This is a genomic window from Bradyrhizobium sp. SPXBL-04, assembly GCF_051853035.1.
GTDB classification, from domain to species: domain Bacteria; phylum Pseudomonadota; class Alphaproteobacteria; order Rhizobiales; family Xanthobacteraceae; genus Bradyrhizobium; species Bradyrhizobium zhanjiangense.
This window is the reverse complement of record NZ_CP182472.1, coordinates 1958365-1976430: the sequence shown is the minus strand read 5'-3', so window position 1 is coordinate 1976430 and position 18066 is coordinate 1958365. Positions and strand designations below refer to the sequence as shown.

11 protein-coding genes and 3 pseudogenes are annotated in these 18066 nt (G+C 59.2%); 5 read left to right on the top strand and 9 right to left on the bottom strand.

The genetic code is table 11. From position 1 onward, the window contains the following. Window positions 1–59: 59 nt before the first annotated feature. From ACNJX8_RS09130 to ACNJX8_RS09120, 3 genes are read right to left on the bottom strand one after another with little or no spacing between them, the layout of a single operon-like run. Window positions 60–1061 (bottom strand): tyrosine-type recombinase/integrase, encoded by a 1002-nt coding sequence (locus tag ACNJX8_RS09130; protein WP_439360337.1) that lies wholly within the window; start codon window positions 1059–1061, stop codon window positions 60–62. After that, window positions 1058–1984 carry a tyrosine-type recombinase/integrase gene (locus ACNJX8_RS09125; RefSeq protein ID WP_439360336.1) on the bottom strand — a complete coding sequence of 309 codons (927 nt, stop codon included), beginning with the start codon at window positions 1982–1984 and terminating at the stop codon, window positions 1058–1060. Before ACNJX8_RS09125 ends, ACNJX8_RS09130 begins: the two co-directional genes overlap by 4 nt. Further along, on the bottom strand, window positions 1981–3222 hold the full coding sequence (locus tag ACNJX8_RS09120) for a tyrosine-type recombinase/integrase (protein ID WP_439360335.1): 1242 nt from the start codon (window positions 3220–3222) through the stop codon (window positions 1981–1983). The genes ACNJX8_RS09125 and ACNJX8_RS09120 overlap by 4 nt, the downstream gene beginning before the upstream one ends. A gap of 123 nt (window positions 3223–3345) precedes the next feature. Here ACNJX8_RS09120 and ACNJX8_RS09115 point away from each other — a divergent pair. Together ACNJX8_RS09115 and ACNJX8_RS09110 are read left to right on the top strand one after the other, a co-directional pair. Further along, window positions 3346–3498: pseudogene (locus ACNJX8_RS09115) on the top strand (transposase domain-containing protein); the annotation flags it as partial. Then, the gene (locus ACNJX8_RS09110) at window positions 3495–4307 is read left to right on the top strand and encodes a plasmid pRiA4b ORF-3 family protein (protein ID WP_439360334.1); all 813 of its coding nucleotides are present in this window, start codon (window positions 3495–3497) and stop codon (window positions 4305–4307) included. The pseudogene ACNJX8_RS09115 and the gene ACNJX8_RS09110, both read left to right, overlap by 4 nt. A 28-nt stretch (window positions 4308–4335) precedes the next feature. On the opposite strand, the pseudogene ACNJX8_RS09105 reads toward ACNJX8_RS09110, so the two are convergent. The 5 genes and pseudogenes from ACNJX8_RS09105 to ACNJX8_RS09085 form a co-directional block, all read right to left on the bottom strand. After that, window positions 4336–4470 (bottom strand): annotated as a pseudogene (locus ACNJX8_RS09105) (acyl-CoA dehydrogenase family protein); the annotation flags it as partial. Between the two features lie 146 nt (window positions 4471–4616). After that, window positions 4617–5756: pseudogene (locus ACNJX8_RS09100) on the bottom strand (acyl-CoA dehydrogenase family protein). Between the two features lie 457 nt (window positions 5757–6213). Next, window positions 6214–6501, bottom strand: a complete 288-nt coding sequence (locus tag ACNJX8_RS09095) for a DUF3892 domain-containing protein (protein WP_439360333.1) — start codon at window positions 6499–6501, stop codon at window positions 6214–6216. Window positions 6502–8048: 1547 nt separating this feature from the next. Beyond that, window positions 8049–9320 carry a diaminobutyrate--2-oxoglutarate transaminase gene (gene ectB / locus ACNJX8_RS09090; RefSeq protein ID WP_439361855.1) on the bottom strand — a complete coding sequence of 424 codons (1272 nt, stop codon included), beginning with the start codon at window positions 9318–9320 and terminating at the stop codon, window positions 8049–8051. Between the two features lie 551 nt (window positions 9321–9871). Then, window positions 9872–11170, bottom strand: coding sequence for an MATE family efflux transporter (locus ACNJX8_RS09085; RefSeq protein ID WP_439360332.1), 1299 nt, complete (start codon window positions 11168–11170; stop codon window positions 9872–9874). A gap of 2016 nt (window positions 11171–13186) precedes the next feature. On the opposite strand from ACNJX8_RS09085, the gene ACNJX8_RS09080 reads away from it, so the two are divergent. Beyond that, window positions 13187–13612: a GNAT family N-acetyltransferase gene (locus tag ACNJX8_RS09080; protein WP_439360331.1), complete on the top strand. Its 426-nt coding sequence runs from the start codon at window positions 13187–13189 to the stop codon at window positions 13610–13612. Between the two features lie 223 nt (window positions 13613–13835). On the opposite strand, the gene ACNJX8_RS09075 is transcribed toward ACNJX8_RS09080, so the two are convergent. Then, window positions 13836–14156, bottom strand: a complete 321-nt coding sequence (locus ACNJX8_RS09075) for a hypothetical protein (protein ID WP_439362069.1) — start codon at window positions 14154–14156, stop codon at window positions 13836–13838. Between ACNJX8_RS09075 and modC the strand changes: the two genes are divergently transcribed. Together modC and ACNJX8_RS09065 are read left to right on the top strand one after the other, a co-directional pair. Next, complete coding sequence (gene modC / locus ACNJX8_RS09070; protein ID WP_439361854.1) at window positions 14038–15210, top strand: molybdenum ABC transporter ATP-binding protein; 1173 nt, start codon at window positions 14038–14040, stop codon at window positions 15208–15210. The two genes, ACNJX8_RS09075 and modC, sit on opposite strands and share 119 nt — an antisense overlap. An 825-nt stretch (window positions 15211–16035) precedes the next feature. Beyond that, complete coding sequence (locus ACNJX8_RS09065; RefSeq protein ID WP_439360330.1) at window positions 16036–17310, top strand: acyl-CoA dehydrogenase family protein; 1275 nt, start codon at window positions 16036–16038, stop codon at window positions 17308–17310. The last annotated feature ends 756 nt before the right edge of the window (window positions 17311–18066 follow it).

The following is an 18066-nucleotide window of genomic DNA, read 5'->3' as shown; positions in this document are numbered from 1 at the left end:
CGCTGGCACCGTCGATCGCGTGCAGGGCAGCCCCATTCCATTCGGCATAGTCTGGTCGTTCAGAGCGCCTCGAGGAAGGCGAGTAGGCGGTCGTTCGGCTGGAAGCGGGTTCGCTTGCCGCGCTCGTACGGCTTGAGCTTCGCCAGGGCAGCTTCCTTGAGGGCGAGGTGGGCGTGCAGGTACATCTGCGTCGTCTCGACCGATTCTTGACCGAGCCACAGCGCGATCACGGAGCAGTCGACGCCGGCTTGCAGCAGTTCCATCGCAGCGCTGTGCCTCAGCACGTGCGGTGACACGTTCTTGGCCTTCAAAGACGGGCAACTCTTGTGAGCGACACGAACATGCTTTCCCAGCAGGGACTGGACGCTGTCGGCACTGAGCCGGCCCCCATGCACGTTGGGGAACAACGCTGTTGCTCCTTTCCGCAACGGCTCCTTGAGCCATGCCTGGAGCGCACACCGAGCCAGCGTGGTCAGCGGAGTGGTCCGCTCCTTCCGCCCTTTACCGACGCATCGTACGTGTGCACCAGACCCGAGGTGGACGGCATCTCGGTCAAGGCCAGTCAGCTCTGAGAGGCGCAAGCCCGTCTGGGCTGCGACCAGCAGCAAGGTGTGATCGCGGCGACCAAGCCACGTCGTTCGATCGGGCGCGGCGAGAACCGCCTCGATCTCGGGGCGCGTCAGGAAGTGCACCTGTCGCTTGTCATGGCGCTTGCTCGGTATGGCGAGCACGCGCTGGATCAGCGCACTGTGTGCCGGTTCCTCGAAGGACACGAACCTGAAGAAGGATCTGATGGCGGTAAGACGCAGGTTACGCGTCTTCGCGCTGGCGCCGCGCTTTACCTCGAGATCGGTGAGGAACGCGCTTATGAACGTTGCATCCAGATCGGCGAGCGTCAGGGCCGATGGAGACTTCCGCAGCCGCTCCTGTGCGAACATGAACAGCAGCCGGAACGTGTCTCTGTAGGAGGCGATCGTGTTGCCGCTAACATTGCGCTGGCGCATGAGGCGCTCGGTGAAGAAGCGCTCGATCAACGTGGCGACGTTGCAGGCGGGCTTCATGGCGTCACCTCCCATCGCCGATCGAGACGCCGCGCCGCTTCTTCCATCAACTCGGGGCAGGCCGAGAGATACCAGTAGGTATCGCGCACGCAGGCGTGGCCGAGGTAAGTGGAGAGTACTGGGAGCTGTTGCTCGACGTCCTTGCCTTCGCGATACCAGTCGAGCAGCGTCCGGATGGCGAAGCGATGACGGAAGTCGTGCACGCGTGGCCCGGTACGATCACCTGGGCGCCGCAGCCCGATCTCTCTGGACAATCGCCAGAAGACGCGATGAACGTACTGGTGCAGCAATCGGCCTCCTTGTTCGGCAACGAAGAAGGTCGAGCCGCAGCGTGATCCGAGCAGCGCATCACGCCGCTGGGCGTAGTCGCGCAGCGCGGTTCTCGTCGTCGGATGCAATGGCACGAGCCGCGACTTGCCGAACTTGGTCAGCCGGACCGTCAGCACGCCGGCGTCGAGGTCGACGTCATCACGCTCCAGGCCCATCGCCTCGGATATACGCATGCCTGTCACCGCGATCAGCCCGAACAAGGTATGGTAGGTCCATCGGCGCAGCCCGTCCGCTGGCGGCAGAGCCAGCGCTGCCGTCAGCAGCGCATCGATCTCCGCGTCGCTGTAGACATATGGCTTGGCGCGCTTCCATCCGGGCAGCATGCCGACGGGCGACACCTCCGTTCTCGGATCAAAGTTGGCGACATGGCGCGCGAACCCGCGCACGTCGCTCAATCGCAGCGTCCAGGATGCATGACGATCGGGCGGCAGCGTTGCCCATTCCAGTGCCAGCTTCGTCGTGATGACCCTGGCTTTGCGCTTCTCCATGAAGGCGACGAAGTCGGCGAGCCGACGGGTCTGGTGCTCGTACTTGTATCCCAACCCCTTGCGCATGCTCAGGTACTTATCGAGTGCGGAGCGCAGATCAGTCATTGCACACCTCCCGGCCAGGGCAGGCTCAATGTTCTCAGCGCATCGATGTCGACCTTCGCGTAAATCCGGGTGGTGTCGTGGTTCTCGTGCCGCAGCAACTGTCCGATCTCCGACAAGGTCGCGCCAGATCGGAGAAGCTCGGTAGCGAGACTGTGTCGGAAGATATGGGCGCCGCGGTGGGCGCAACCTTCGATTCCAACGCGATCGAGAGCGACCTTGGCGATCATGGTGATCGCGCATCCGGAAGCAAAGCCGACGTGTGGTGCGAGTGTGCGGACGAACAGCCGTCGGCACGACGACTTTGGGCGGCCATTGCGCAGATATGCAACGATAGCCGCGCCAATGTCGGGCGGTATCGGCATTCGTGCACGCTGTCGGCCCTTGGCGCGAACGAGTATCTCGCTGGCGCGCCAGTCGATATCGTCGAGGGTGAGCGTCGCGACCTCGTCGGCCCGCAGGCCGAGCTTGGCCAGCAACAACAGAATGGCGTAGTCGCGCCGTCCCATCACCGTCTCTCGGTCGCAACCGTCGAGAGCCTTCCGCACCTGAGCGGCAGGCAGATAGGTCGGTAGAGTTGCGAGCTTCCATCGGCGCATCGATGGAACGCAATCCGCCAACGGGCGCGAGTTCAGCCCCCGATGGTGGAGGTAACGGAGAAAGGCACGCAACGACCAGCACATCGCCTTGCCTGTTCCTGGGCTCCAATCCTGGGCGTGGCGCTCAACGTAGCGGATCACGTCCTCTTGGCTGATCTTGCACACGGCGCCGGCGCCGCCGGAGCACACCTCGTGCAGGAACCTGCGGATGACTGGGAGATGGCGGACGATGGACCTCGGGGCCAAGCCGCGCTCTGATCGCAGGTAGGCATCGAACTCCTTGAAGATCCGTTCGTGCGGGGTGAGAGGCGGCAGCACCAACGGCGCGATCGCGCCTTCCTCGCGCAGCACCGACAGCCATCGCTTGAGCGCAGCTCGGTCACCGGGTTGGATAGACCGCCTCCCGCCTCGATGTCGGAGGTACCGCTCAACGACCTGCTCATCGAGATCGACCAGCTTGTAGCGACGGCCCGCGATCCAACTCAGGAGCCCGCCAACCACGTTAAGGCAACGCCACGTACCGCGCCGAACGAGCCTCTCTTCGACGAGACGAGCGGCGTAGCGCTCGACGAACTGTCCGTGCGGCCCGCTTCTGAGAAGCCGGTACAGCCGGCTTCTGCGCAAGTACTCTTCAACTTCCATCTTCCTGTTCTCCGCTGTTGAAAGCGGAGGCACAGAACGAACTATGCCGAACCGACCAAACGCCGGTCAGCGAGAAATCTGGGGAAAACGACCCGACTCGGCATAGTTCGGCGGGCGGCATAAACCTGTAAGCTCAATGGCGTCAGTGCCGAGCACTGGCTCGCTGACGTTCTCGCCAAGCTCGTCAATGGTTGGCCTGCGGCGCGACTGGACGAGCTGCTCCCTTTGGCGTCGATCTACACGATGCATGCACACGATCCGAGGCTGGCGGCATGAGCCTGAACACGACCGCGGTCCGGATCAAGGTGACCCTCAAGGACGTGAAACCGGAGGTGATGCGTCGCCTTGTCGTACCCGTCACCCTGCGCCTTGATCGGCTGCATCTGACGCTTCAGGAGGCATTCGGCTTGACGAACAGTCACCTTTTCGAGTTCTTCGCTGGTGAGGTCCATTGGGGGATTCCCGACACCGACAATGATTACGGCCACCAGCCCATGGATGCCAGCAAAGCGCGGCTTTGCGATATCGTTCGCGAGACCGGCGCCAAGACGATCCACTATCTCTATGACTTCGGCGACAGCTGGGGCCATGTGATCAAGCTCGAAAAATGGTTCGACAACACGACAACGGGGGGACTTCCCCTCTTGCTCGAGGCCACCGGCCGTTGTCCTCCGGAAGATGTCGGCGGTGCGTCAGGCTATGCCGAATACCTCGACGCCGTCAGCGACCCACCCATCCGGAGCACGAACAAAGGCGCCTCTGGGGCCCCGAGCAGTTCGATCCCACGTCGTCGACCGGAAGGCGCTCGAGGCCGCCGTCAACGCATTGTCGGAAATATGGAAGCCGCGTCGGCGCACCATACGCTCAAAATAGACGTCAAGCGCCAATCAAATGGGCCTCAGAGCTACGCTTACCATCTTTCTCCGCCCGCTCTCGACAACAGAGAGATCGTAGCGGGACTGCGGCTCGACACAGGCGAATGCGAGCTTCAAACGGCCTTCTGCGATCGCCGGGATCAGTCCAGCCATTTGCGCTTCGCTTGCGCCGTGTCGCAGAACGCCGCGCCCTGCCAAATGCCTCCATGACGATCATCGACTCGACCGCGGTCCTGCCGAACCCACCGTATTGCTCGGGAAAGGGCAGCGCCAGAAGCCCGAGCTCGGCATGGCGCGCCCACATCCTCTCGCTGAGGCCCGGGCCCTCGGCCTGGTACTTCCGTCGGTCGTCGTAACCGTAGCTGTCGAGCATCAGCCGCTCGACGCTTTCCTTCAGGAGCCGTTGCTCCTCGGAGAGATCAAAGTCCATGTCACGGATGCTCTTGAAAACAATGCTATCCCTGTGATCGTCGCTTCGCAGAGCGGCCGTTCCCGTGTTCGCGAACTGATGTGCGAGCGTCAGAGGCCGAGGGCCGCCCTTGCGATGATGTTCTTCTGGATCTCATCGGAACCGCCATAAATCGATACTTTTCGCGCATTGAAATAGGAGGGTGCGATCCGGCTCGTACGGCAGGGCATAAGGACCGACCACGTCCATCAGAAGCTCCGACGTCGCCTGCTGAATCTCCGCTCCCTTGATCTTGAGAATGGAGCTTGCCGGATCCTGTGTGCCATTTTGCCGTTTCGATTCGTTTGCGAGCACGCGAAGCTGTGTGATCTCGAGCGCCTTCAGCCGGATCTCGACTGCGGCGAGCTTTTCGCGGAAGTGGACCTGGTCGATCAGCCGCCCGCCTCCTGCACGAACGCGTGAGGCGAGGTCCTTGATGCGCCGGATGCGCTCCTTGGAAACGCCGACGGCGGCGATGTGGAAGCGCTCATTGCCGAGCAGATATTTCGCATAGTCCCAGCCACGGTTCTCGTCACCAAAAGATTCTCGGCCGGCACCCGCACGTCGCCAAAGAAGACTTCATTGACTTCGTCGCTGCCGTCAATCAGCTGGATCGGACGAACGGTGATACCAGGCGACTTCATATCGATCAGGAGGAATGAAATGCCCAGCTGCTTCTTCGCCTTCGGATCCGTCCTCACCAGGCAGAAAATCCAGTCCGCATATTGTGCGTGCGTTGTCCAGGTCTTCTGGCCGTTGATGACGTAGTGGTCGCCGTGTCGCACAGCCCGCGTCGTGAGCGAAGCGAGATCGGAGCCGGACCCGGGCTCGGAGAAGCCCTGGCACCACCAGTATTCCAGCGTGATCATGCGCGGCAGGAAGCGCTTTTTCTGGACATCGTTACCGAAAGTGTAGATGACCGGTCCCACCATGTTCATGCCGAAGGCGAGCGGGGCCGGCGCCGGAGTCTGGCTCATCTCTTCGGTAAAAATGTACTGCTTGACCGCGCTCCAGCCGGTGCCGCCATGTTCGACCGGCCAATGCGGCACGCCCCAGCCCTTGTCGGCAAGTATCGGCGTCCAGCGCACCAGATCGTCCTTGCTCGGGTGGGCGACAAGCTTTTCGCGAATATCAACCGGAACGGCGGCGCGGAAGAATGCCCGGACCGTCTTATGGAAAACCAGTTCGTCGGCAGTTAAATTCAGATCCATCGTTGCTGCCGCGTTAAAGGGTTTCTTAAAGATACCTGCAGCACCCATGCCGCCGCCGATTACATTCCGATCGGATACGTTGCAGCATCCAGACCTGCCTTGCCCTTGGCAGAGTTTTCGGTCGACATAGATATGGCGAGCCGAAATCGCTTCGATGTTGGCAGTTATCAGGAAGGGCCAAAAACGTGGTCACGACAAGATGATGCCTAGGGAATGGCGCCTGCGCCTTCGCTTGCGAACCCGACACTGATCTGCAGCCCGATCAACACAAGACGCGACGTGATTCTCTTGCTGAAACAGCCGCGTCAGATCGTGAACACCGCGCCTAGCTTGCCGAGCAATGACATTCTGAAGCGCGACGATCGAATGCTCTGTTCACCAAATCCCCCGCTTCTGAGCTCTCGTCCCGCGGTCCGATCGGCAGTCCGCCGTCGATGATCACCAGTCAGAAAGCCGGTCACCCACATCCCTTCAGCGCAAGCAGATTGTCCTTCCATATACCATCCGCGTGGGTTTGCAGAAATTTATTACCAGCAGCGCTGGTACGCACGCCGACCCAGGCTGCCGCCCCACCTTCCGCCGTGTAGAAGCGGTGCGAGCCCTCCTCGATGAACCGAACCACGTTCGGAACCGTATCCTTCCAACGCCCTAAGCTGTCCGGCCTGGGACCTCCCACATGCGTGATGTGCTCGTGTGGGCTGTTACGGTCCGGCTTATTGACACAATCAATCCTGTAGTCAGCCATTGCTTGTCCTCTTTCATAAACACCCGTCGGAAGCACGGGGCTAGTGATTTCCATGCGGTCACTGGACCGCAGTACTCCGGGCTGAATGGCGGGGGCTCGACCCTAAGCTGCAAACCGTTTCACGCCGCCGCCTGGACAGGCTGTCCCGCCCATCGAAATGCACAGCCGAGCATTGCTGCACTCCTGCCCAAAGCCTGAATCTCAATGAAAAGGCGGCAGAGCGCCTGACCCAGCCGCCCCGCTCGACCACTGCGCCGGACACGCAGCAGTGTCTCGATTCGGCGAGCATCGGCCCAGAACAGCTGAATGCGCCCAACCGGACAAAGAACCGGCACGCAGCAGCCGGACAGAGAAAGTCGTCATGGCGAGAGACATATCATCCGATGCATTCGCCAAGCTTTCGCTTGGACGGCCATTGATTTCGTGCCGCGCCGTCGTTCGATTCAGCCGACGCACATTTTGTCTGCATCTCAGCTAGTCGAGCTCGACGACCCGGCAAAGGGACAGGCTGCACGTAACGTACAGGCCCGTTTCTTGTCTCGTGATCTGTATCGTAAATGCACCGTTTTCGTCCGATACGCACCAACGCCAGATCCTGAACCCCTCCGGCGGCTTGTCTCCTCAAAAGGCGACGCGAGCCGAGGCATGTCAGTCACGCGCTGCACCGTTCCCCAGAAGCACTGGCCGTTGCTCTGCGCGAGTGGATTGTCGAGCGAGCCCGACTGATGCAGCGCCTGCTATCGCGCAAAGAGATGCGGTTCGGTTGGCGAGAATGCGTGCGGCAGCGTTAAGGCCTGCCTGTCTTGGCGGAGGCCTCATGGTCCAGTCCCATCGCGCCGGCGAACCGATTGCCGTGATCATCCAGGCATTCTCATAAGAGAGCAACAGCATCGAGCTGCCGGGCTCTGAAAAAGGTATCACGCGTACCGAGTAGTCAACGCGCACAAGTCAACATACGTAGCCACGAGCCAACGTCGCAAAGCAGATGCCGAATACCAGTCCCGCCATGATCCTCGGCATACCGCTCCACTATGATCGCCTCGCGCCGAGATCCCTAACAGGCGACCTTCGCGGTCAGCTTCCTCGCGCTAGTACGATCCAACTGCAATGTCATGAGGACGGGTATGTACGGCCGGGTCAACACGTAGAACGTTTTGGGATTAGAGACGTTCGGCAAAGTTGCTGCGCGAATATCATACAACGAACAGCCTGCAGAGCCGTTACCTCTTTTCCCGTCGAGGCTGTCATTCAGACGTCATAACCTGACCTGATTGGCGACCTCGGCGGCCCAACGTTGGATATTAGTTTCCCGCGAGCGAGGGGTCCAAGATCAACGGGACTTATGAAAGTCACACCTTTCGAACGCCTGGTGACTATTATCGCAGCTTGTTATCGCACTCTTGAAGAAACGGGGGGACTTACAGTGAACCCGCCAGCCACTTCATTGCTGCACGTTATCCTGTGTGAAGGATCGCATCGCCGGCGCGAACGCCAACTGCGGCGGATGGCATGCTCCCCACGTCTTTTCACTACCTGAGGAACACTCACTAGTTGGCTAAGTCTGACCTGGCCTCCCTCAACGCTTCCGCCAAAGACACTTCGAATATGTCAATGCCCTGTTTTAGCGTCTCCAGATCGATCGTGAGCGCAGGCAAGAACTTTATGACCTGATCAATGGGCCCGCATCGCTCGAGCATCAACCCCTTCTCGAAGGCCTTGCGGGTCGTCGCCTCCGCAATTTCGGCTCTTTGACAATCAAATCCAAATGCCATGCCTCGTCCTCGAACAGCAAAACCGCCTGCATGCCGGGATGCAATGGCCTCAAGCCGGCTCCGCACAATTTCCCCCATACGCTGCACTTCCTCCGCGAACGTTTTGCTGCGCCAATAACTGTTGATCGCCGCGGTAGCGGATACAAGCGCAAGGTTGTTTCCCCGGAACGTGCCCGTGTGTTCTCCTGGCCGCCACGCGTCGCGCTCCTCCTTGATCAACAACATCGATAGTGGCAGGCCGTACCCGCTGAGTGATTTCGACATGACGACAAGATCCGGCGAAAGCCCTGCGAACTCAAAGCTGAAGAACTCGCCCGTGCGGCCGCACCCCATCTGGACATCATCAACTATGAAGAGCGCACCAACATCTCTCGCTATGGCCTGAACCGATTGCAACCACTCCTTGCCAGCAACATTCATTCCCCCTTCTCCCTGCACAGTTTCGACGAGAATGGCAGCCGGAGCATCGATACCACTGCTCTCATCGAGCAACACCTTACGTAGGTAGTCTGCCGTATCAAGGGCATGTCCAAGATAGCCGTCATAGGGCATGAAAGTCGCGTCAGCCAAGGAGACGCCACTGGCCCTTCGATAGAAAAGATTGCCCGTCGCGGCCATCGCCCCCAGACTCATGCCATGATATCCACGCGTGAATGAAATGACATTCTTACGTCCCGTGATCTTGCGCGAAAGCTTTAGAGCCGCCTCGACGGCATTGGCACCTGTTGGTCCCGTGAACTGGAAACGGTAGCGCAAGCCCCGTTCGCGAAGTATGGCAGAATTAAAGGTCTCCATAAATTCGCGCTTCGCAGGAGTGGCCATGTCAAGCCCGTGAACGACGGCATCGGACGCCAGATACTCGGTGATGGCAGCCTTGATCAGGTGATTGTTGTGACCGTAATTCAGAGCCCCTGCACCGGAGAGAAAGTCAATGACCTTCCTGCCATCTTCTGTCAGCATGACGGATCCGCGCGCCCGGCTGAAAATGGCTGGTAGCGACAATGGGTATGAACGCACATTCGATTCCAGGGCTTCGAAAGCCCGCATGCCACATGGCTCGCCAGTCACTCGACCCAAGATCGCCTCCGCAAAAGGTTGTTCGTGACAAGCACGCCCCGCGGCTTTCGCGAGCTGCGGACATAGCGAGCCGAACGCGCGCACGTCTGGCAAGACTGATGTTACGCGAAGCGTGTGTCCCGGAACGGGGCCACTCAGATATCTGAACAGCGGGAACAACAAACCTGCCAGTACTGGTAGTTGCTGGTTCTTCAGAATGCTCAATGGTGTCCTGTCATATAGACGCGCGGAGTCCGCCCCGGAAAACTCCGGTTTCGGCGCCTGAATAACGAGTCTCCGAAATATGATATCTGGCGCCTTGAACGCGCAGCTGGTGGCAATCGTCAACGTGGAAGGTATTGAACGCCGCTTGTTGTTGTCCGTCTTCGAAAATCACAGGAATGAGACTGTCCGCGGCGGCCGGTCTGACGGTAACCTCTGTCTGAGGAGGGAAACCAGGCCTTGTTTGAAGGATCGGATTATTGGCCCTGAAGGACGCATCTGTTTGCGAGAATTTGGAAACGCAACACGACGAGTCCCGCTTAGATGGTGGTCCCGGTCGACAGGCCGATCCAGATACCAACAATGCCAAGTCCCATCTTCAAACCAAGCAGGTAACTGAGAGAGAAGCCAATCAGCCAGTAAGCAATCCCAATGAAGAGGAGCGGCACCCGCGTGTCTTTCAATCCACGCAGACTTCCCGTCGCAATGAGCTGCGCGGCATCCGTGATAGAAAAGCTCGCACCGATCAAAAGTAGTTTTGCAGCCAGTCCGATTGTCGTCTCGGCCTCGCCCTGCGATTCATCCAGGAACAATCCGGCAATCTCAAAACGCGCGGCGATCACGCCGAGCGCCAGTATCGCGGCGATCACGACACCAAGCAGAATCGGAGCCAGACCTGCGCGCTTGACGCCGGAAAGGTCGTGGCGGCCAACCGCGTGGCCGACGCGCACGGACGCCGCCATGCTGATACCGAAAGAAATCATGGACAGGATCATGGTCACCTGAAGAGCGATCTGATGAGCAGCGAGTGCGCTGGTACTGGTCAGGCCGGCCAGGAGCGCCGCTGCCGAGAACACCCCGACGCCCATCAACGAGGCCATCGAGATCGGAGCTCCAATCACAACCAGTTGCCGCATGACGGGCCAATCAAATTGCGAAAAATGTGCAAGTAGGTTGTAGTCACGGAAAGGACGACGCATTATCGCGAACCACAGAATGGCTAGGAACGTCACACAGTTCACCAAGGTGGTCGCGAGCCCGGCCCCGAACAACTCAAGACGGGGGAACCCGAGCTTCCCGTTTATCAGCAACCAGGCTAGAAGAGCATTGATGGGAATCGCCGCGAGCGTGATCCATAAGACGGGCTCCGGCCGGTTGACCGCGCCCATGAAACCGCGGAGAGCTAGAAAACCCAGGGTCGGCGTCACGCCCCAGGCCAGTCCGAACAGATATTGCTGGCCGAGCCGCGCCGTATCGGGCGCCTGGCCGAAGGCCAGCAGTATTGGTTCTGCGCGCGACGCAAGCGCCATGATCGGTAACGACAGCATCATCGCTGCCCATAATCCCATGCGTAGCGAGCGGCGTACCACGGCGAGATTATTTGCCCCAAACGCTTGTGCCGCCAATAGAGCAATTGGCGCCAGCAGACCCGAACCGAAGGTGAACGCAAGGACGTAGATTCTGCTGGCCAGCGCTGCCGCGGCGACCGCCTCCGCCCCGAGGTACCCGATGATCGCGAGATCCGTTGTCATCATGACGATCTGGGCGATCTGGGTCAGCCCCATCGGCAATGCCAGTTTTGCGGTCTCGCTGAGCTCGACGGCAACGTGGTGGCTCATCCGTCTTATCCGTAAAAGCGGCGAGGTCGATACCGGCTTTTTTTTCGGCTATCTTGTGCATGGAAACTATTGCTGCCCGGTTTACCTCGAGCGATACCCTTTCTCGAATTCGAAGGTTGCGACTTGCGATACAACCCCGCGAAGTGTTGAGGCAGATGGCGCGTCACGAGGTGCGCCAGAACCCGGACGTGCTGTTGAGCTTAGGTCAGGTGCATCTTCCAAGTGACGAGATATCTCCCTGCTGTTGCCCGGCGCTCATGCCATCGCATCGGCGCATGTCAGGCGCGAGGAATGAGGGTCGCACACTAGGCCAGTCGATCACCGGGATCGCGCCTTGAATCGGGTACGAACCGCGACCCGGAAGTGGGCGATCACGGCAACGGAATCTATGCGGCCACTAACCAGGACGAGAAAGCATTGCGCCGGTCGACTTACCAAGCGATGCGACGAAAACTGACGGGCAATATTCCTATGAACCATCACTTGAACTTCTTGGGCCGCGATGCCGAGTAGCATCTGGATGGCATATTCTCTTCAAAGCTCGTGCCAAATGCGCGAGCCTGAGTTGTCACGACTATTTGCGAGCGGACGTGTCGCGACCCCAACAACGTCGCCAATCCGACTGTCCCGATATTGCAGTGATCACTCGACGGTAGGTTCGGGAGTTCGTCCACTCCGCGCTGATCGTAGATTCTGCAATTGCCGACCAGCCATCCGTGGCGAGCCGATGGCACGGCGGCTGTCGAAAGATCGAGTACCAAAGAGATGTAATCTAACGCGATCGCACCAAGCTGCCGCAGTGCGAGCAGATTCGAAACCGGGGTCGACGGATGACGGCGTGGAGCATTCGCCATCGGCTTCCCCGGTTTTCTATTAGCCAAAATTTTTGGCCGATCGCCACGCCCAGCGTCATGCTAGGTAGTGTGAAACGCGATACTCGACTGCCGCACGGCTGCTATCCTGGATGCTGCCAAAGACATGAAAACTGATGCGCGCGCGCCACACCGGCTGTATCAGTATCACCTGTTTGCCCCCCCCATTTCGCCGGGTCGCATCGCCCTACCCCCTTAGGATCCGGGCTTGGGTTGCGCCGAGCGCTGAGCTCTCGCCAAAATGGTCCAGTGTGCCGGGCCGGCAGGAGGCGATGAGCTCTACAATTTCTTGGAGGAGAATGCGGGCCTCGGCTTGGCAAGAAGCTCGTCAAGACAGAAATCCATTGGAATGGACCTGCACTACGAGGCTGGCAGGAAGGGCCCTATGCCAAGAGATAGCCACCCTGCCAATGGAAGAAGGTTGCCAGCCTTGATGTATTGGGCTTTGCTTGCTCTCTCCGCCGTGACTACAGCAATCCTTTTCGCTCGGCTGCTTGGGCTCCACGTGCAATAGCTGATTGGGACAGCTCCATCTCCTTCCGCAGCCCTGAACCTTGGTACCGGTCCAAGCCTTAGACCAGCCGTGACTGCCGCACCCATGGCTCCTTCCGCAACTACTTTTGTGTGAACCCGATTGCTGACACGAGCCCCCTGACCGGATCAACCAATGTATGGAACACTAGAACTCGCACGCCCATTCCCGTCTAAGCTACCGCTCACGACGCGTGACATCACATCAATCAACTAGCCAAGCCTCCGGTCTAACGGGGTCGACTCCACCAGTCATTCTTCTCTGACCGAATTCGGATTGCGGCGCGGACTCGCACCCTGCAAGCGGTTCCGCCGGCTTGAAGGAACGACCTCTTTCAATGTGCATACGTCCCCAGCAGCGGACACTTGGTCGAGAACTGAATTGTCGGCTTTGCATCCGTCATAGTTCATTTCCAAGCGTCAAATCTGAAACGCGCTCGCGACTCTGCGGACTATTGATCTTGGTAGTTTCAGAGCTTGGCTAGCTCTGTAATCTGCCCAATGTCACTAACCAACATTGATGATGTTCTTCGAAGATCAAGCGTAGTGGAGCGTGATCTTCATGCGGGATAAGCCACGCTCTTAGAAAGGTCGTGACAATGGGGGAGGCGCAATGCCGAACATTCTAGTGACAGACATAGTTCCGCCTTCCATCGTAACGGCAATCGAGGGACGCCTTGACGATCCCGATGTTGTTATCACCAGCACCGGCGACAATCGTCCGCTTGCTGTGGCGTTGCAAGATCCCAAAACTCAACACGTCGTCGGAGGCGCGATCGGACTTTCGTCAGTCGGGTTGCTATTCCTGGATGCACTCTTTTTGCCAAAGCCATTCCGCGGAAAGGGCTTAGGAACGATGGTCTTGAAGGAATTTGAAAACGAAGGCCGACAACGTGGCTGCCGATGGGCTTTCCTCTACACCATCAGTCTTTCAGGTTTTTACTCTCGAAATGGATGGAAGGCTCTCGGGCGAACACCTTGCGACCGACCCGGAGCATTTCGGACTTTCATGACCAAGAGCTTGGAAGCATGTTCATAGGTCATCATCCATGTTCTCCACCAAACTGCCGACTGCTCGACTCGGAGCTCAAGCGCAGTCGGAGCGGGGGCAGCCCGCCTAACGAACGTCGCGGGGAAGACATTTCCTTTAAAGTTCAGTGTAGGCGCGACCTGCGGTTATATCTCAAATGTCCATCTCGTCACTGTTCTACGTCCACTTTTGGGCATCAAATCGTGCACGCCACGCCCCCTCGACAATGTGCCTATTTCATCAGATCAGCAATGCGCACGATATCCTCGAGCGGCTCGCGGATTGCTGGGCTGATTGCGTCTCCGTCGGCAGGGGTGTCGCGCGCTGCAGGGCCGACGGCGATGGTGATATCCGCATTTGATTCGTCCTCCGCGTAATCTGATCGAGTGATAGAGCGCGAGTACGAGCACATGAGAATAGCACGGCCTGGCTTTATTGAAGTCGCCTTTAGAGGTTCCCTCGCGGATACTCCGCTCGATGCCGAATTCAGCGTGCCGGCCAATGGAATAACGGCCATTTCAGGTTGCGGCAACACAATGGTCGCGCGCTGCATTGGCGGTCTCGAGCGTGTGCCAACTGGATTCTGTGCCTTGGATGGGGAGGTTTGGCAGGACGAAGACACTTTCCGCCCGCCGCGTCTGCGTCCCATAGGCCATATTTTCCAACGGCCGATCCTTTTTTCAGATCTATCTGTCAGGCGTAACTTACTTTACGGCGCACCAACATTCGAACCGAATCCGATAGAGCTTGATGCGGTAATTGAACTGCTCGATCTGGCGCCGCTGCTTGACCGTTCTCCCTCACTTATTTCCGACGCCGAGCGGCAGCGTATCGTCATTGGCAACGCGTTATTATCCCAGCCTCGACTACTTGTGATGGAGGAGCCGCTTGCCGGGCTCGATCGCTCTGGCAGGCGCGAGCTTCTGCCATTCCTAGAGCGATTGCATGAGAGACTCACGTTGCCAATAATCTATGTCAGCAATGACATGGCTGAGATAGAACGCCTGGCCGATCATCTAGTCATGATGAAACACGGCATGGTTACAGCGGTTGCGCCGTTGCATGTCCTGCAGAGCGACCTTGCGTTGCCGCTTGCCAGACGCCAAGAAGCCGCCGTCAGTCTTGATGCCGTCGTCAGCGGCTATGACGAGAGCTATGGACTGCTCGTCCTCGTCTTTAAGGGTGCGCGCCTGTTGATCCCAGGCAAGCCACTTGCACCGGGCACGCAGCAACGGCTTCGCATCGCGGCCTGCGACGTTAGCGTCTCGCGTGAGGACCCGCGCGGGAGCTCGATACTCAATGTGTTTCCGGCCCGCATCAAGGCCTCGGTGCCGTTCGGCGGCGCAGAGGTCACGTTACTCCTTGCACTCAAAACCAGTGGCTCCGACGCGCACTTTTTTTTATCGCGTGTTACGCGCCGTTCCTTTGATGTGCTGGAGCTCGAGAATGGAATGGACGTGTTTGCCCAAGTCACGGGCATCTCGCTCGTCCCGACTTCGGAAGGACTACTGCGAGAGCTGCCAACTTACACGAGAGAGGAAGGTCCTGCACCAAAAAGCAAGGGATGGTTGAGTCCATCAACATCTGAGGGCGGCATAGCCTTCTAAGATGAGCGGATAGATGAAATACGCCACCGTTCCCGCGTGGACGGCGTCCGGACGTGGCGGATCCAGTAGCCGGATCTCAGGCCGAACTTCAGTACTTAGATGAGAGCTGTGGTCCGGCCTACCAAGGCCGGCAGTATCGCTGAGGAATGCAGTGGCGGTAGACTCCGCGACCAGAACAGGACATGGCCCGTCTATCGCGATGGTGCGGCGAAACGCTCAAGCCCGACTCAATTCGATCGGCGCGGCTACCAATTGCGATTCATCCGAGCCTCCAAACAGAATTAGAATTCCGACAGTGAGTGGATACTGGCCTGTCTCGTATCCTTGGTCCGTCAGATGTGATCGAGGTCCCATCATTGTTGGCGGGCTCGCTCCGGCGTATCCAGGCGAGCTTCAGGTCCGCAATCCATCGCCCCTGCGGATACCGCTGCCGCAGGCGGATACCAGTGCTGAACGGGCGCCATCAATGGGCGCCTTCGATGGCGGCTCTCCAATGGCCGCCTTGCTACGCGCATTAGGAGTCCTGTGCTCGTGCAACGTCCCACTGCCGGCTGCAGCACGAAACGCACGTTCAAGGTGCGGCAAATACGTTGCCGGGCACGCACCCTCTCTGGTGGCTTCAGGGGTTTCCCTTCCAAGATTGAACGCAATGCATCGAATCGAAGATGCTGGGACAGAGCAGTGCAGACCGGAATGTCAAGGGATTAACCCGTCAGCTGTCGTTTCGGCGGCTACCATGAATATTGATATAGCGGCTTTCCAGGCGGGAGCCCGAGCGTCCCCCTCGCCTCCCGGCAGGCCCTATTCGAGATGAGGAGCTGAATCATGACCATCGCCGCACCGATCCGTTGCACCAACTACAGCCTCAACCCGGGTGACGAGCTGAACGACCTTCGCATGTCCGAGGGCGTGCGGCCATTGTACGAGCGCGTGCGCAAGTTCATCCGCGAAACCGTGGAACCGATTTCCGCCGAGCTCGAGAAGCTTTCCGAGGAGACAGCCGACCGCTGGAGCTTCACGCCGACGCAGCTCGAGATGATTGAAAAAGCGAAATCGAGGGCGAGGGCGGAGGGCTTGTGGAATTTCTTTCTGCCCAATGCACACACTGGCGAGGGAATGAAGAATCTCGACTTCGCGTACATCGCCGCCGAGCTTGGCAAGGACCTGCTTGCACCTGAGACCCTGAACTGCGCGGCGCCCGATACCGGCAACATGGAGGTGCTGGAGCGTGTCGGCACGCCGGAGCAGAAGGAGAAGTGGCTGAAGCCGCTGCTCAACGGCGAAATTCGGTCGGCTTATGCCATGACCGAGCCAGACGTGGCCTCATCGGACGCCAGGAACATCTCGACAAGCGCAAGGCTTGTCGGTGACGAGTGGGTGATCAACGGCGAGAAATACTTCATCTCCGGCGTAGGCGATCCGCGCTGCAAGATCATGATCGTGATGGCGAGGACCAACCAGGATGCACCGCCCAGCAGGCAGCATTCGCAGATTCTTGTGCCGAAGGACACGCCCGGCGTCGAGATCCTCGGACCCATGCACGTCTTCGGGCAGGACCACGCGCCGCGCGGCCACATGCACCTGCGCTTCAACAATGTCCGGGTACCGAAGGTAAATATCCTGCTCGAGGAGGGCCGCGGCTTCGAGATCTCGCAGATCCGCCTCGGTCCGGGCCGTATCCATCACTGCATGCGCGTCATCGGCAAGGCTGAGAAAGCACTCGACATGATGGTGCGCCGCGGGCTCACCCGCGAGGCCTTCGGCAGGAAGATTGCCCGTCTCGGCGGCAATCTGCAAATCATCGCGCAGGCCCGATGCGAAATCGAGGCCATGCGGCTGATGGTCCTGAAGGCCGCGAGGGCCATGGATGTGCTCGGCAACAAGGAGGCGCGTGTCTGGGTCAGCATGATCAAGGCCATGGTACCGGAGCGTGCCTCCCGAATTATCGATCAGGCGATCCAGATGCACGGCGCAACCGGCATTTCGAACTGGACGCCGCTCGCCGAGATGTACACGGATGTCCGCCAGTTGCGCATGACCGACGGTCCCGACGAAGTCCACTGGATGGTCGTGGGCCGGCACGAACTGAGCATGGAGTAAAGGACGACGCGCGGACGAATCTGACCTGCCACGCACGATTCTTTCGGGATGCTGTCTTGGCGGGCGCAAGGAAGCCGCCTCACTCAACGCCTGTCAGGCACCAGACCTGCCCTTTGTGGGCGAAGGGTGGTTCAGGTCAGCGCCTTTCGGCTTTAGCGGTATGAGAACGCGTTCGCGCGTCGGGAGCAAAGCTTCAAGAGCTCCAGGTCGACAAGAAAGCTCGCGAAGGTGAGCGGATGCGGCTTTACCGCTCTTGGAAAGGCATCCTGGACAGTTGAACGTCCGCATCCTGCACCTCGCGGAATTGGGCTTCCGCCACGCGTTCCTGCGTAATCAGATGCTTCACTCTGAAGCAGTCTGCTTAACGATGATTTGCCCGCCAGCGGTCCTTGCAGGTCGTATTCGCAAGCATCCCGTTGCCCTTTTGCGCAGGAAACGCCCTGTCGCCAATAAGCAGCGCATGAGGGAAATATAAAACCGCGCCGGTTGTTCGCTTCGATGCAGACCTGGGCAGTGCTCGCCCTCAAAGATATCTTTCTCAAACTCGTCGCGGCAAACCCCGCTGTGGCAGCACTAAGCTGTTGCGCCTTCGTCTTCGAGCACGAAGGTAAATACGGCGAGCGCGCCCGTACAATCGGGATCAATCAGCACCGACTACGAACCACCGGGCCGATCAGGCGGCATTTGCTCCGCGTGCCGTCCGCGCCCCGTTGTTGTACCAGACCGCGCGAAATGCCCGGTGCGCCGAATGCGAGT